The organism is Lactobacillus sp. B4005 (assembly GCF_026536045.1).
Lineage (GTDB): Bacteria > Bacillota > Bacilli > Lactobacillales > Lactobacillaceae > Lactobacillus > Lactobacillus panisapium.
The window spans coordinates 615,436-631,507 of record NZ_JAFNOZ010000001.1; the positions used below are offsets into that span (position 1 = coordinate 615,436).

The 16,072-nt window shown below is 35.6% G+C and carries 12 protein-coding genes; 5 read left to right on the forward strand and 7 right to left on the reverse strand.

The features are described 5' to 3' along the window. Positions 1–695 precede the first annotated feature (695 nt). Positions 696–1,250, forward strand: a complete 555-nt coding sequence (locus J3U73_RS02965) for a phosphatase PAP2 family protein (RefSeq protein WP_220269689.1) — start codon at positions 696–698, stop codon at positions 1,248–1,250. 159 nt (positions 1,251–1,409) lie between these two features. Here J3U73_RS02965 and J3U73_RS02970 read toward each other — a convergent pair whose 3' ends face one another. Together J3U73_RS02970 and J3U73_RS02975 are read right to left on the reverse strand one after the other, a co-directional pair. Next, positions 1,410–2,960 carry an L-lactate permease gene (locus tag J3U73_RS02970; RefSeq protein ID WP_267409513.1) on the reverse strand — a complete coding sequence of 517 codons (1,551 nt, stop codon included), beginning with the start codon at positions 2,958–2,960 and terminating at the stop codon, positions 1,410–1,412. 283 nt (positions 2,961–3,243) lie between these two features. After that, positions 3,244–4,074, reverse strand: a complete 831-nt coding sequence (locus J3U73_RS02975; protein WP_267409514.1) for a DegV family protein — start codon at positions 4,072–4,074, stop codon at positions 3,244–3,246. 243 nt (positions 4,075–4,317) lie between these two features. On the opposite strand from J3U73_RS02975, the gene eno reads away from it, so the two are divergent. Together eno and J3U73_RS02985 are read left to right on the forward strand one after the other, a co-directional pair. Beyond that, positions 4,318–5,604, forward strand: coding sequence for a phosphopyruvate hydratase (eno, locus tag J3U73_RS02980; protein WP_267409515.1), 1,287 nt, complete (start codon positions 4,318–4,320; stop codon positions 5,602–5,604). Positions 5,605–5,715: 111 nt separating this feature from the next. Beyond that, positions 5,716–6,258: an ASCH domain-containing protein gene (locus J3U73_RS02985; protein ID WP_267409516.1), complete on the forward strand. Its 543-nt coding sequence runs from the start codon at positions 5,716–5,718 to the stop codon at positions 6,256–6,258. 91 nt (positions 6,259–6,349) lie between these two features. Here J3U73_RS02985 and J3U73_RS02990 read toward each other — a convergent pair whose 3' ends face one another. Beyond that, complete coding sequence (locus J3U73_RS02990) at positions 6,350–6,685, reverse strand: YxeA family protein (RefSeq protein ID WP_267385499.1); 336 nt, start codon at positions 6,683–6,685, stop codon at positions 6,350–6,352. Between the two features lie 324 nt (positions 6,686–7,009). Between J3U73_RS02990 and J3U73_RS02995 the strand changes: the two genes are divergently transcribed. Both J3U73_RS02995 and J3U73_RS03000 read left to right on the forward strand, forming a co-directional pair. Next, a complete protein-coding gene (locus tag J3U73_RS02995; protein ID WP_267393074.1) occupies positions 7,010–9,283 on the forward strand; it encodes an HAD-IC family P-type ATPase in 2,274 nt (757 codons plus the stop codon). 305 nt (positions 9,284–9,588) lie between these two features. Further along, complete coding sequence (locus J3U73_RS03000; RefSeq protein WP_267393076.1) at positions 9,589–9,885, forward strand: helix-turn-helix domain-containing protein; 297 nt, start codon at positions 9,589–9,591, stop codon at positions 9,883–9,885. A gap of 284 nt (positions 9,886–10,169) precedes the next feature. On the opposite strand, the gene J3U73_RS03005 is transcribed toward J3U73_RS03000, so the two are convergent. The 4 genes from J3U73_RS03005 to lepA all read right to left on the reverse strand — a co-directional run bounded on the left by J3U73_RS03005 (position 10,170) and on the right by lepA (position 15,870). Continuing rightward, positions 10,170–10,685 (reverse strand): GNAT family N-acetyltransferase, encoded by a 516-nt coding sequence (locus tag J3U73_RS03005; protein ID WP_220219758.1) that lies wholly within the window; start codon positions 10,683–10,685, stop codon positions 10,170–10,172. Between the two features lie 378 nt (positions 10,686–11,063). After that, positions 11,064–11,591, reverse strand: a complete 528-nt coding sequence (locus J3U73_RS03010; RefSeq protein ID WP_220268055.1) for an adenine phosphoribosyltransferase — start codon at positions 11,589–11,591, stop codon at positions 11,064–11,066. Positions 11,592–11,692: 101 nt separating this feature from the next. Further along, positions 11,693–13,969, reverse strand: a complete 2,277-nt coding sequence (recJ, locus tag J3U73_RS03015; RefSeq protein ID WP_267409701.1) for a single-stranded-DNA-specific exonuclease RecJ — start codon at positions 13,967–13,969, stop codon at positions 11,693–11,695. Between the two features lie 68 nt (positions 13,970–14,037). Next, positions 14,038–15,870 carry a translation elongation factor 4 gene (gene lepA, locus J3U73_RS03020; RefSeq protein ID WP_267393079.1) on the reverse strand — a complete coding sequence of 611 codons (1,833 nt, stop codon included), beginning with the start codon at positions 15,868–15,870 and terminating at the stop codon, positions 14,038–14,040. Between the last annotated feature and the right edge of the window lie 202 nt (positions 15,871–16,072).

Here is a 16,072-nt window from a genome sequence, read left to right on the forward strand (position 1 = left end):
AATAAATAATTTGTAAAATTACAAGTCCTTGAATATCGGTAATTTTCCAAGCTATTTACTTACAAAGTTACTGTCATTCTCAGAGCCTCATAGACTATCCCATTTTATATAGCTATTAAATTTATTAACAGCAATTTTTAAAGAGTGCTTTTAGGTAATAAAATCTTGACCAGATTGCTACAATTTAATTAAAAGGATAGATTTGTTTTCGGCAATGATAGTGATATGACAATAACGTACAGTCACTAAACAATTTCAAAACAAGAGAATTAAATAACTACCGACTTAAAAACCGTTTTATATTTCAAATTAATCTAGGGTCGGAATTTTCAATCTACAATTATAAGTAAAATATATTTTATAATTACTATAATATTACTTTTATTTTTGCATTTTATTCATGAATAGTATTTACTTTAAGCTAGATTTAAAGGCTTAGTTTAAAAATAATCTGATCTAGGTTTTATATAAAATTTCAGATTAATCAGATACTTGCCTTGCTAAAGTTATTTGCAAAATTAATAGTTTTATTTAACTAACTAATTTAATAAATTACCTTTTATTAGCAATTTCCTTAAGTTTTACTCAAGAGTGTCCTTTAAAGTATATTGAAACCTTGGCAACTGGTAAAATACAGTCGAATAAAGTTTGATAGGTAGGGGTTTGTCTTGTATTTAAACATCTGGATTGCAATTATGTCTGCTCTAATACTGGTGCTACTTATATTTAACATTAGGAACTCACGCCGCTTTAACCTGTTTGACCATTGGCTCCACCACAAATTAGTTAGGCGACATAATGGTTTTAGCTGGCAAGTAATTGCTTTTATCAATGACCCTAAACTTTTAGTAGTTTGGGATATTTTTCTTGCCAGCTTTTTAATTAATGAAGAAAAAAATCTAACTGCTTTTTGGGTGCTATTCACACTAGGCTTTACTGACTTAACAGGGCTACTGCTTAAGAAATGGATGCATCGAAAACGTCCTATTAAACATTCTAATCTCGAAGACGGTTATAGCTTTCCTAGTGGTCATGTTTTAGGAACAACCATAATGGTCCTGATTTTATGGAAAATATTTGCAAATCAATTTGGTAGTAAACTTTTAATCACTCTGTTTGCGATCTGGATTATGGTAGTCATTTCACGCATTAGTCTTAAAGCCCACTACCCTTCAGATGTAATTGGTGCAACTTCATTAGCAGTCTTATGCTTTACCTTGTCGCAGCAATTTTTTCTTTTGCTACTGTAATAAAATCAACTAATTAAACTAAAACAAAGTAAGCATTATTTTTATATGCAAAAAAAGACTAATTTAAAAAATTAAATTAGTCCTTAAAAAAGTCTTTACCTGCAATAACAGATAACTGTTTTGCAAAATAAGATAAAGTCAATATTTCATTAATCTTCTTTATAACATGTAGAGTATCTTACCAAGTACAAAAACAATTACACACAGTGCTAGTGTATACACTGCACAATATGGAAGAGCCTTTTTTAGAAGTACGCCTTCTTTCCCTTCAAGCTTAGTGGCACCTGTTGCAATAGCAATACTTTGGGGAGAAATCATTTTACCGGCTGTTGCACCAGCCATGTTAGCCGCCGCTAGCCAATAAGTATTAACACTTAATGCTTGAGCTGCTTGTACTTGCAAGGCTCCGAACAATACGTTAGCAGAAGTATCACTACCGGTAATAAAAATTCCTAGAACACCAATGATTGGCGAAATTACTGGGTAAAAAGGACCAGTTAATTTAACCAAGCTGATTGCGATGATAGTAATCATGCCACTATAACCCATTACTTTTGACAAGCCTACAATAGCACAAACCGTTACAATAGTTTTAGTCAGTTGTTTGATGGTGTCAAATAGCACTAAAACCATCTCTTTTAATGATAACCCTTGAATAGCACCACCAATGAAACTTGATAGCAGAATCAAGGTACCAGGAGATGATAGCCAGTCAATGTCGACTGGTTTGGCACCAATGCCATTGTAGAAGTGAAAACTCGTTTTGACACTAGCTAAAGCACCCTTGATTGATGGAAACAGTGAAGAGGTAAAAATAATTAAGACGAATACCAAAATAAATGGTATCCAAGCTTTAATTTTATCTCCAGTCGTTTTTGTACCAGCCTCAATATTAGGCTGCACTGGTGTTTCTTGTCTTTTATTAGCATATAGTCTAGTGATGAAAACCAAAGACAGAATACAAATAATCGCGCCTACGATTGAAGGTAACTCTGGCCCCATATATTTAGTAATGAATATTTGTGGAACTGCAAATGTAAAGCCGGCCATAAACGTTGAAAAAAGTACGCCATTTCCTTTAAAAGATTTCAGGCCCTTCCCTGAAGTAAGCATCACCAAAACGAACGGAATAATCACAATCAAAAAGAACAATTGAATAGCTACAAAATAAGATAATTGCGTAGTTTCAAGCCCTGTAACCTTTGCCAAAGTTGTAATCGGTAAACCTACAGCACCAAAAGCAGTTGGTGCTGTATTGGCAATAAGACACACAACTGCAGCTTTAATTGGGTTCATTCCTAAAATGATAAGAATACTTGCCGGGATAGCAACCGAAGTGCCAAAGCCCGCAACTGCTTCTAGAAATCCACCTAAGCCCCAAGCAAGAATCAGTACTAAAATTCTCATATCTTTTGTGATCGAAGTAAGCATTGACATGATTGTATCAAGTCCGCCCGATTTCTTACTAATATTGTAAATAAAAAGAGCCGATATGATTACATAAATAATTGGCCAAATTGCCATCATAATTCCATCCATACCAGCAGTAATACTATTTATAAACGAAAAGTTAAAGCCAAAAATACTAAGCACAATTGTAACAATAAGTCCAACCGCACAGGCAACGTCTCCACGTACATGAAAAACACCCAAAGAAATGACTAACCAGATTATGGGAATAAGGGCAATAACTGTTTTAACTATATCCATTCTAATTTCCTCCGTTTATTTATTCAAAAAATGGAATAAGATAATTCCTTAAAAATTAAAAATTACACGAAAAAGTATTATTTGTTCCCTAAAACACATACAATAAAATAAAATGTAAATTATTACCCATAAAGGTATTTTAGCATGCTAAAAAATAGATTTAAACAGGATTATGCCAATTATTGTAAACGCTTTCTATAAGTAGCATATTTAAGCCAAAAATACTACTAAAAAAGAGATTAACTCTGCAAAAAAGTTAATCTCATAATAAATAATTCGTAATTTATAAGTCGTCAAAGCCAATCATCAAACTGCCCTCTTCAGCGTAAAAGGAACATAATCCGCGCATCGATCGAATAATAATATCAGCTTGCGGATAAAGAGAAAGGATCTTTTGCTTTAAAGTTTCTGCGTCCTTCTCATTTCGACACTGATCAATAATTACTCGTCCACCACGGTATTTGCGCTCTCCCATTAATTTTAGAACTTCTTTAAATGCTCGTTTCATTCCCCGCACTTTTGAGATGGGCTCAAGCTTGCCTTCATTACTGGCTGTTCCAACCACGTCAATATTTAACATTTTGGCAACCTTGGCCACTGCAATATTGACCCGACCATTTAACGCTAGATTATGTAATGATTGCAAAATAACCAACAGATGAGTGTGCGTTTTATATTGCGAAATTTTTTGTTCGATGTCTACAAATCTTGTTTTACTATTAACTAGACGCTCAATTTCTTCCCTTATAATTGAAATTTCTGGGCCAGCTGTTCGGGAATCAACCACGATTACCTTGCTACCCGGATTATCTTTTTCATAAATTTGTTTTGCCTGGTAAGCTGATGAGAAACTACCACTTAAGCCACTAGTAATTGTTAACATAATAGCTCGTTTACTACCTTCAAGAGCTTTAAGCCATTCATCAATGCTTGGACAAGAGGTTCTTCCTTCTTCTGTGTTTGTTTCCATGCTACTTAAAAAGTCATCCATATCAAGATCTTCATTATCAAGGAAATCTTTACCTGCAATTGTGACTGTTAAAGGAACAACTGTTAACTTTTCACTAGCACGATCATTAGAGCCAGAATCAATTATTAATTTTACTTCTTCCATAAAAAGCATCCTTATATAGAAAATAAACCATTCAAACTTAAAAATGTATAGCTAAATGATAAAGCAAATTACTTAAAAAAGCGACAAAATCTTTTTAAATTTTTTTAACACTAGAAATCGTTTACAAATGTTTACATAATCACAAAGTTAGGCTAAAATTTGTTCTGTAGAGATGGAGCCCTTGCTCCTCTTAATGTATGTACTAGACGTTAGTACAGCATTTATTATTTAGGAGGTTTTTAGATGTTAAAATCAGTCATTGAAAATGTTCATGCACTGGAAATCTATGATTCACGTGGTAACCCAACTGTAGAAGCTTTTGTTACTCTTTCAAACGGTGTCGTAGGTAAGGCTGAAGTTCCATCAGGTGCTTCAACTGGTGAAAACGAAGCAGTTGAATTACGTGATGGCGGCGACCGTGTTGGTGGTAAAGGTGTTTCTAAAGCAGTTAACAATGTTAATACTAAGATTGCTGAAGCTTTAAAGGGATTAGACCCACACGACCAAGCTAATATCGACCGTGTTATGATCGAATTAGATGGTACACCAAACAAGGCTGAACTTGGTGCTAATGCTATTTTAGGTGTGTCAATGGCTACTGCTGATGCAGCTGCTAAAGACAGTCACCAACCTTTGTACAGATACCTTGGCGGTACTGACCTTGAAATGCCACAAACTTTCCACAACGTTATTAACGGTGGTGAGCACGCAGACAACGGTATTGATGTACAAGAATTCATGATTACCCCAGTTAAGAAGACTTCATTCCGTGATGGTTTTGAAAAGATTGTTAACACTTACCACACTTTGAAGAAAGTTCTTGAAGACATGGGTTACGAAACTGGCCTCGGTGACGAAGGTGGTTTCGCTCCTAACATGAAGAATTCTGAAGAAGCTTTACAAGCTTTACACGATGCTATCGTTAAAGCTGGTTATAAGCCTGGTGAAGACATTGCCATTGCTTGTGACTGTGCTGCTTCATACTTCTACAACAAAGAAGACGGCAAGTACCACTTCGAAGGTAAGGTATTTGACGATGAACAATTAGCAGAATACTACGACAAGTTGCTTGATAAGTTCCCAGAATTGATTTCAATTGAAGACCCATACGATGAAAACGATGTTGATGGTATGATCAAATTCACTCAAAGCCATAAAGACAGAATTCAAATTGTGTTAGATGACTTCATTTGTACTAATCCTAAGCTTTTAACTAAAGCTATCAAGGAAGGTGCAGGTAACGCATCATTAATCAAATTGAACCAAATCGGTACTGTTACTGAAACTTTGGAAACTATCCGTCTTTCACGTAAGAATGGTTACAACACCATGATTTCTCATCGTTCAGGTGAAACTGGTGACACATTCATCGCTGACTTTGCTGTTGCTGTTAACGGTGGTCAACTTAAGACTGGTGCCCCAGCTCGTTCAGAACGTGTTGAAAAGTACAACCGTTTACTTGAAATCGAAGAAGAACTCGGTGAAGGTGAACGTTTAGCTACATTCCCAGACAGCGTTGACAAGGATTAATTAGTTTTAATTCAATAAAAAGCCTGCAGTATTGCAGGCTTTTTGTATACCCAATTTTGTTTTTGCAAGTGTTATAATTTATAAAAATAAAAGTTTTAACGGTTAATATCTATGAAAAAAATAAGTAATTTTTATGATCCCCAGTTACCAACACTACTAATGTCAATTCATCCAGAATACGTCAACCAGATCTTACAAGGAACTAAAATTATTGAGTACCGCAAAAGATTTTTTAAGGAAAAATTTCAGGCCTTTGTTTACACAACTGGTGCCCAGGGAGGCATTCAGTTATTTTTGACTTGCGCCCCGGCGATTCGTGACAATGCGCAAGTCTTAGCTAAGATTGGTCAGAATATCCAACATGATGATTTTAATGAGATTTATGATTACTTCCTTCCCAAAAATACGGGTTGTATCCTCCCTATTCTTGCAACTACTTCAATGGAGAAAGTTGCATTGTCAAAAATAAGACAAATATTACCGTCAATTGCGATTCCGCAAAGTTACCTCTTTTTGGATGCTTCTGATAAATTAATCCTGCTCAATTTCCTATTAAAGCAAGATGCAATTAAACACAAAACTAATCAGTGGGAACACCATTTTGCTAATATTGCTAATATCAAAAAAGAACCAACCGACATTAGACTATTTTAACCTGGCAAAAAAAGAGTCCGGCTTATTAAGCTAAATTCCATAGCAGATAGCTTTTTATGGCGTTAGTTTAACAGCAGGACTTTTTTTATTGTTATTCAGCTTTTTTCTTGGCTGCCAAAAATTCTTTTTTACTAATATACTCAATTGAGCGCACATATTGGCCCTTATGATCAATAGCAATGTATTTTTCGTTAGGTGAATATCCGCCCACGTACTTAATTTTATAAGGTAGTAATTTCCCATTTGTTGGATTGAAAGATTGGACAGAATAATATTTTTGCGTATTTTGCGGAACCTCCGCATAGCTGATTGTTTCCGCAATCAATGGATTGAACCTATCGGAAATTGAATTATGAAAAACAAACGGCACACACAGCAAAAGAACAATTGCTGTGACAATGATAATCTTCAATTTTTTACTTGTCATATTTATTCTCCTCATTCGTTAACTATTAAAATTGGTCTAAACTATTGCCTTCTCAATGGTATTTATTCACTTAACCGTTTAAAAACTAATAAATAGGAAAAAAACTTTTTATCAGTTTTAAAAGCCAGTACAAAGATAACTTTAGATATAGATTAATAGTATACGGTTACTTTTAAAATACAAATCGCCTTATCTTAAAATAACTTTAAAAAGTCGAAATTTATTTAGAATAATTGGAAACGTTACCTCAGCTTATTAGCTAGAAATAACTGTGTAATTATGCTAATTTAGACTATGAATTAATAAAGGTAAGGAAGGAAAATTATGTCTGAAAAAAATAGTGGCTTGACTCAAGCCCAAGCAGATAAGCTCCTCAAACAAAATGGGTTAAATGAAGTTCCTGAACCACAATTTAACTTTTTCAAAGAATTTTTATCTAAGCTATGGAACTTGTCAGCCTGGATTTTGGAAGCTGCCTTAATTCTAGAATGTATTCTAGGTAAATGGATTCAATCATTATTTGTTTTGTTAATGCTTTTGTTTGCAGCGTGGAATGGTGCTTCTAAGAAAAAGCAATCCCGCCGCGTTTTAAACAATATTTCACATAAACTGACACCAAAAGTTTCAGTTGAGCGTGATGGTAAATGGCAAAATATTGATTCAAAGTATTTAGTAACTGGTGATTTAATCAGCATTCAGGCTGGTGATGTTTTAGCAGCTGACGTTAAAATTATTAGTGGCCAAGTTTCATTTGACGAGAGTTCAATTACTGGTGAAGCTAAAACTGTTAGTAAAGGGCAAGATGACACTGGCTTTGCTGGTACAACAGTGATTGAGGGCAACGGTTTAGCTATCGTAACTGCCACCGGTGCCAATTCCCGTTCTGGTAAAACAATTAACCTGATCAATAATTCTGCTGCCCCCGGTCACTTACAACAATTACTTACTAAAATTATTTATTATCTTTGTATATTAGATGGTATCTTAACACTAGTTATTGTCATTGCCTCCTTCTTCAAGGGTGGCGATCTGAATAACTTAATTAACATGTTGCCATTCTTGGCTATGATGTTTATTGCATCAATTCCTGTGGCAATGCCATCCACTTTTGCCCTCTCAAACTCGTTTGAAGCAACTCGGCTGAGTAAAGAAGGCGTATTAACTTCTGATTTAACGGGAATTCAAGACGCAGCCAATTTGAACTTATTGTTACTTGATAAAACGGGAACAATTACCGAAAACAAAACGGCTGTCTCTAACTGGACCAATTTTAGTAATCTAGACGATAAAACCGTTTTAGAGCTTGCTTCTGCAGCTACAGATCAAAGAAATAAAAAAATTATTGACAATGCAATCGATGATTATGTCTCTAAATTAGGTTTAACTATTAGGACAAGCGACAATTTTACTCCCTTTACATCTGGCACAGGTTATTCAATGGCCCAAATTGATGACCATAACGTTAAACTTGGTTCTTTTAAGCAGCTGTCCCTAATCGACAAAGCTGCCAATGACAAGATTAAGGAAATTGACTTTGGCGCCGGTCGTTCGGTAGCCCTTTTAATTGATGACAAATTAGCTGGCGTTTTTATTCTTCAAGACCAAGTACGGTCTGATTCCAAACAAGCATTGGCAGAATTGAAAAAGCGCGGCGTTTTACCAATCATGTTAACTGGTGATAACCAAAAAACAGCCGAAGCTGTAGCTCGCGAGGTCGACCTTAAAGGAGAAGTCATTTCGATTCACGACTTTAATGATCAAACTGATACTAGCAAATTAGCCGGTATTGCGGATGTTTTACCAGAGGATAAGTTAAAAATGGTGAAATTTTTCCAGCAAAAAGGTTATATTGTCGGTATGACTGGTGATGGTGTCAATGACTCCCCTGCTCTGCGTCAAGCAGAAGTTGGTATCGCTGTATCAAACGCAGCCGATGTTGCTAAACGTTCTGGTAAGATGGTTTTACTTAACGATGGTCTCACTTCAATTGTCAAAATTTTAGATGCTGGTCACCGGGTTTATCAACGAATGACTACCTGGTCATTAACTAAATTAGCCAGAACCGCTCAATTAACAATGCTATTAACCTTTGGCTACCTTTTCTTTGACTATATCCCAATGGCACTAAACGCAATGGTCATTTACACCATCATGAATAATATGGTGACGATGATGATTGGAACCGACAGAACACATATTACTTATCAGCCTGAAAATTGGAACATGGCCAAATTAGCTAAAATAGCCTTTTCGCTAGCTTCTGGCTGGACGATAGTTGGTATTATCGCTATTGCTTACCTTAATACTCATGGTTGGAGCCACGGAACAATTTCAACGATGGTCTATGTCTACCTTGTTTTAAGCGCAATGTTTATTATTATGATTACCAGAACAAAACGTTATTTCTGGCAAGACTATCCTTCTAAAGCGGTTGGACTAACTCAATTAGGAGATATTATCTTAACGATCATCTTGGCAATATTCGGAATTGCAATGACTAAGATTAGTTGGATGAATTTACTGTTAGTCTTTATCGTGGCACTACTTGCCGCAATCGTAATTGATTTGTTCTACCAACCGATTATGAAAAATAGATAACTTTTACAATACTGCTAAAGCTGGATTCCTAAATGAAGGATCCAGTTTTTTGGTTTAATTAAGTATCAATTGATTACTTCTTTTAGAAATAGATTTGAGCAAGTATTTAAGATATCAAAGTTTTTATATAAAAGAACTATAAAAGTAATAGATGAGGTAATTATTAAGGAATACTTTCATCCACAAAAGTTCTTTAAAATGTTAATTGACAGTTACTTATGTTCTTTCCTTAATTTTTATCCAGAAATACCAATCTGTATTTTGATGACACCGTTCAAAAGCAAACACCCAACTTAGTTTTATACATGCTTAATGAAATTACTAAAAATCCGAAAGATTGCAATTTAAATAAGCTGGCTGAAGAATCCAGTTATAACCGTGCATATTTAGGGAGCCAATTTAAAAAATATACCGGCCTGTCTTTTTCCGAAGCATTAAAAGACCGGAAATTGCTTGATGCTTATAATATGCTAATATCAACTAAAATGCCTATTTCCGAAATAACCGAACAAGTAGGAATCAGTAATAAAACATGCTATTATAATAAATTTAAAAAGAAAGCTCACAAATTACCAAATGATGTAAGAGCCGAATTCAAATAAAAAAGCCTGATCCAGAATTATTTTCTGGGTCAGGTTTTACTTAAAGAATATCAATGTTATATATCTTTTAAGGTGTTTTTGTGAAAAAGTATAAATAAAAAATAGTGAGCTATTGACAAGAATGTCAATTTTTAAAACAAAAAGTCTTTACTGGGTGACTATAGCACCACCCCCTTTCAGGTTAGTTAGCCTCAAGGTTTGAGTAAAAAATAATTTTTATAACACTAAATAAATGCTGTAAACAATAAAAGATCAAAATAGAGATCTTTTCCTTTTAAAAACAGTTATTTCTTCAGCTCATAAACATAAGAAGTTTCGTCTGGACGGTATGCACCATGCAGCTTGCCAACTTGAGTAAAACCCATTTTATTAATCAAATGTTGCATAGCCTTATTATCTTCGTGCGTATCGATTCGAATTGAATCAACTTTATCGCTTTGCCTGATCTTGTTAATCACGGAATTCAATAATTGGGTCGCATAACCCTTGCCAGCGTGCTCAGATTTAATTGCAACACGGTGAATAACAACATAATTATCTGTGTCGCAAAGCCACTTACCATTTAAATTATCATATACATGGTCAGGCCCATCCACAATAGCAATTGCACCGACTGTCTCATGATCATCCGAGACAGCTAGATATGCCCAACCATTCTTGATATCTTCCTTAATCTGATCATGCGAAGGATAATCGCCCTGCCATTGATCTACACCATGTTCTGCTAACTGATTAGCACCGTCTTTCAAAATAGTTATGATTTGGTCGAAATCGGCCATCGTTGCTTTTCTTAATTGCAAAATTCTTATTCTCCTTTTTTGAAATACCGCACCATTATATATATTGAAGTTGCAGTTGTAAAAAATTTTGACTCCTATTTAGGAGAAATTTTGCAAAGCTAAAAAGTTTTTAATTTATACAGTTTATTTATGCCACCAAGCCTGCTATATCAACATGTCAATGATGCAAAAATTAAAAATATGTTTGATTTTTATATTAAAAGCCTGTAGCTTAATACCATATATTATTATCAAAAGAATTTGATATCTCAATCAAAACTAAAAAGCCAGTTAATTACTGAATCTAGGAATTAACTGGCTCTATGCTCAAATTAACAAATAAAAATTAAATAGTTTAAAATAAAAACCTATGCTAAAGCATCAGCTTTTATAATGGTGTTAAGCACCGTGATATTGGACAAGTGAGAAAACATCTAGATCAGGCAGTTTCTCTCTTCCCTTTAAATCCGGTAATTCAACGTAAAAGGCAGCCCCCACAAGTTCACCACCTAGATTTTCAATCAACCGCTTGCATGCACGAAGGGTTCCTGCAGTTGCAAGTAGGTCATCACAGATAACTACACGTTGACCCGGCTTAATTGCATCCTTATGCATTTCGAGACTATTTGAACCATATTCTAAATCATAAGATGCGCGTTCAACTTCTCGAGGAAGCTTATGAGGCTTTCTAGCGGGAACAAAACCAATTCCTAATTCAGTTGCCACCGGACAACCAACAATAAAACCGCGAGCTTCAGGGCCAACAATTACGTCCGCCCTTCTTTTCTTAGCATAATTTGCCAATTCATGTGTGGCTTCTTGAAATACCTTTCCATCTTGCAAGATAGGAGTTATATCCCTAAATATTATCCCTTCATTAGGAAAGTCCTTAACACTTGCAATGTGTTTTTCAAAAATGTTTGCCATAAGAAGAAAAACCTCCAAAACTTCATTCGCTTTTCTAAAGCTTCTTTTGACCTTTCTATTCTAGCAGACTTTCTAATTAAAAGCATTAAAAGCCTTAAAAGTTAATGTTGTTTTAATTGCTCATTCACGTACATTAAGAGTTTAGAACTCGCCATTTTTCTAAGCCGTTGTACAAAATTAATTTGTGAACGAGTTGCACTAAAATATTTTGAAGCCGTAAGTGGCTGCTTAAGTGGATTCTTGATACCGAATATTTTATCTTGGTCCATTTTAATAAACTTTAGTTCAAAGAAAACGCGTAGAATAAATAAAATACTATTATAATCCAAGCCTAGATATGGAGCTACCTGCCGGTAGTCATCTGCAGCCAAGCCCGGGTGTTGATACACATACTTCAATACTTGTTCGAATGCACTTTTAACCGGAATATTTTCTACTGGCAATTGATCTAGTAAGAAACGCAAATATAGCTGGCCAAAATGATTATTCAGCGCCAAATCAAATTCATTTTGATTATGGGGCGCATCTAAGAATACAGCTATTTCACCCTCATCATCATATTCATTGACCAAAGTAATCTTAGAAGGATCTAGATCATACCGATTGGCAGCTACTGCTTTATTTTTTTCATCAAACAATAAATATTTATCCGCAAATCCCATAACATACTTTTCTTGTCGGAGGTCGACTACATCTTGAGCCACACTTAATTGCGGTGCTGCGAAAACTATTCCTTTCATTACTCCTTGCAGCTTAACTTGTTTGCGGTAGCAATTTTCTCCTAATTGAATGAAGAGCTGGTCAATATATGGCAAGAGGGTTCGTGTAAGGTACTTCTTATTAAAGCCAACAACTTCAAGCTTAGTGTTGTTTTTTACAACTGTTAGTTTAATATGATTCTTATCTTTGCCCATGAAGAAACAACTGCATATTTCTGGGTGACTAATACTAAATATTGGTTCTTCATTATCTGTCCCGAATGGTCCAACCTTTTTGATTTCAGCCATCGTCTTTGTACTCAACCCGCTAAAAGGTAACTCAAAATCATAATATTCAGTCATTGAGCTAACAGGTGTTTGATAGCTTTTTTCAAAAGACTGTCGTAAATCATCGACTTTACTTTCTTCCATTGAAAGGCCGCAAGCAAAATCATGTCCACCAAATTTTAGAAACAGTTCTTTTTTCATGGGGTCAAGTGCTTCAAAGAGATTAAAACCCGCAATCGATCTACCCGAGCCTTTAACAATGCCAGCATCATTTTTCGTTAAGACAATTGTTGGCTTGCGAACATGCTCCACAATTTTATTGGCAACTAACCCAAGAACACCCTCATGAAAGTTGGAATCATAAATAACTAGTGTTTTTTTTGTTTGCCAACTGTTACTTTTAATTTGCTCTAAACAGCTCTTAAATACTTGTTCAGTTAATTCCTTTCGTTGATCATTTAGTTTCTCAACTCGATCGGCAATTTCCTGGGCTTCTTCTTCACTTTCACTCAAAAGTAAATCAACTGCTAACTCGGCATTGTCAAGCCGTCCAACGGCATTTAAACGTGGTGCAATATTAAAGCCAATATCGGTTTCATTAATTTGGCCAAAACTAAGTCCAGCATTTTTGATTAAACAGCGCAAACCGGGTCTTTCGGTCTGATTAATTACCTTTAATCCCTGCTTAACAATGATATGGCCTTCACCGGAAACCTTAACCATATCACCAATTGTTCCAATCATCGCCAATTCTAGCAGTTCAGTCATTGGATCCTGCATTAACTCACGGCAAATAGTGTATGCAACACCTGCACCGCAATAATCATCAAAAGGATAAGACTGTCCAGGATAATTACAGTGAACGATGGCATAGCTATCCGGCACTTCTTCCTGAATTTTATGGTGATCGGTAATAATTGTATCAACCCCGTGTTCTTTGGCATAAGCCACTTCATTTACACCAGTTATACCATTGTCAACCGTAATAATCAGTTTGGTTCCATCAGCAACAATCTTCTGGTAGGCTGCCATATTTGGGCCATAACCATCCCGAAAACGGTCAGGAATATAAAAATGAACATCTGCCCCTAGAATCGTCAAAGTTTCCATCATAATACTAGTTGCAGTTATTCCATCTGCATCGTAGTCACCATAAATAGTTATTTTTTCACCATTATCAATCGCCAGATTAATTCTTTCGACAGCCTTAGTCATGTCATGCATTAAAGTTGGATCTGCTAAATCCTCTTCAGTCGCATTAAACCAAAAGTCCAACTGCTCATCAGTATTAAGATTACGCTGAGCAAGTAATTTTGCCTCAATCTCACTAAGTTGATATTTTTCAATTAATTCGGGAGCTAACTCTTTTCCAGAGCGCTGTTTCCAATCTATCATTTAAATAATTAGCCTTTTTCCAATCAGAAGAAAATCAGGCAGTTTAATTAACCGCCTGACAAAAGTTATTTCAAATCATCATCGTTCATACGGAGAACTGCCATGAAAGCATCTTGTGGTACTTCAACACGACCAACTGCTTTCATCCGTTTTTTACCACGTTTTTGCTTTTCAAGTAATTTAGCCCGGCGGTCTGGATCACCAGTATGGATTTTCCAGGTAACATCCTTCCGGTATGGCTTGACTGTAGCTCGAGAAATGATTTTTGCACCAATCGCTCCTTGAATATCAACTTCAAAGTTTTGCCGCGGAATTAACTTCTTCAATAAAGAAGTCATTTGTCTAGCACGATTTTGTGCTTCATCGCGATGTGCAATAAAGCTCAATGCATCAATCACTTGTTTATTCAGCAAAATATCAATTTTAACTAAATCAGTAGCGCGGTACCCAGTTATTTCATAATCAAGTGAAGCATATCCTTTAGTTGACGACTTCAAATCATCAAAAAAGTCATAAATAATTTCTGCAAGCGGCATATTATAAATCACGTTAACGCGGTATTTATCTAAATAATCCATGGTTACAAAGTCGCCACGCTTACGCTGACACAGTTCCATTACCGGACCGACAAAGTCATTTGGAACCATGACCTCGGCTTTAACATAAGGCTCTTGAACTTCTTTATATTCACCGGCTGAAGGAAGATCAGATGGATTATCGATTACCTTAGTCGAGCCATCATTCATAATTGCATGGTAATCAACCGAAGGAGCAGTCATAATTAAATCAAGGTTAAATTCTTGCTCTAGTCGCTCCTGGACAACGTCCATATGTAAAAGACCTAAGAAACCACAACGGAAACCGAATCCCAATGCCGTAGAAGTTTCAGGTTCAAATTCCAGCGCGGCATCATTTAACTGCAGCTTTTGTAATGCTTCTTTTAAATCATCATATTTAGAATTATCAACTGGGTACATTCCGGAATATACCATTGGCGGAATCTGGCGATAACCAGGTAATGGTTCAGCCGTTGGCTTTTCTGCAGAGGTGATTGTATCACCTACTCGAGTCTCACGGACAGATTTAATATTAGCAGTTAAATAACCGACATCTCCCGCAATTAAAATATCCTTCTTCACGGAGTGAGGACTCGAAACACCGACTTCAGTAACCTCGTATTCTTTACCTGTGTTCATAATTTTGATGTGATCACCAGGTTTGACCGTTCCCTCTTTAATCCGCACAGATAATACTACACCACGATAATCATCATATTTTGAATCGAAAATAAGTGCTTTAAGCGGATTAGTCAGAGAACCATCTGGTGCCGGAATATCCTGCACTATTTGTTCAAGTAAATTGGCAATACCTTGGCCAGTTTTTCCAGATACTTCGGCCGCGTTGCTTGCATCAATTCCAAGCATCTCAGTGATTTCTTCTTTTGCTTGGTCAGGATTGGCTGAAGGTAAATCAATTTTATTAATGACTGGTAGAATTTCAAGGTCATCGTCAATGGCCAAATAGGTGTTAGCCAAAGTTTGAGCCTGAACACCTTGGGACGCATCAACAACCAACAAGGCTCCTTCGCAAGCTGCAAGCGAACGAGAAACTTCATACGAAAAGTCCACGTGTCCTGGTGTATCGATTAAATGAAAAATGTAATCTTCTCCATCCTGAGCATGATACTTTATTTCAACAGAATTCATTTTAATGGTAATTCCCCGTTGACGCTCAAGTGGCATGTCATCAAGCATTTGGTTTTTTAATTGGCGTTCTGAAACAGTATCCGTCAATTCTAAAATTCGATCGGCAATTGTGGATTTACCATGGTCAATATGCGCTACAATTGAAAAGTTACGAATATGTTTTTGATAATCTTGTAGTTTTTTAATATCCATATGTTATTTGCACCCTTTACTCTATCTTTATTATTATAGCAAATTCAGCGACCATGATAAATGAATTGATCAAAGGATACAGTCTGTATTGTATTAAATCATTTTTGTTAATTTCACAATATGGAAAAAACTAACTCATTTCTTTTTCTTACTTTAATTTTTAAAGTAGCCACTTCTTGCCGTTTATTAAAATAATCATTTA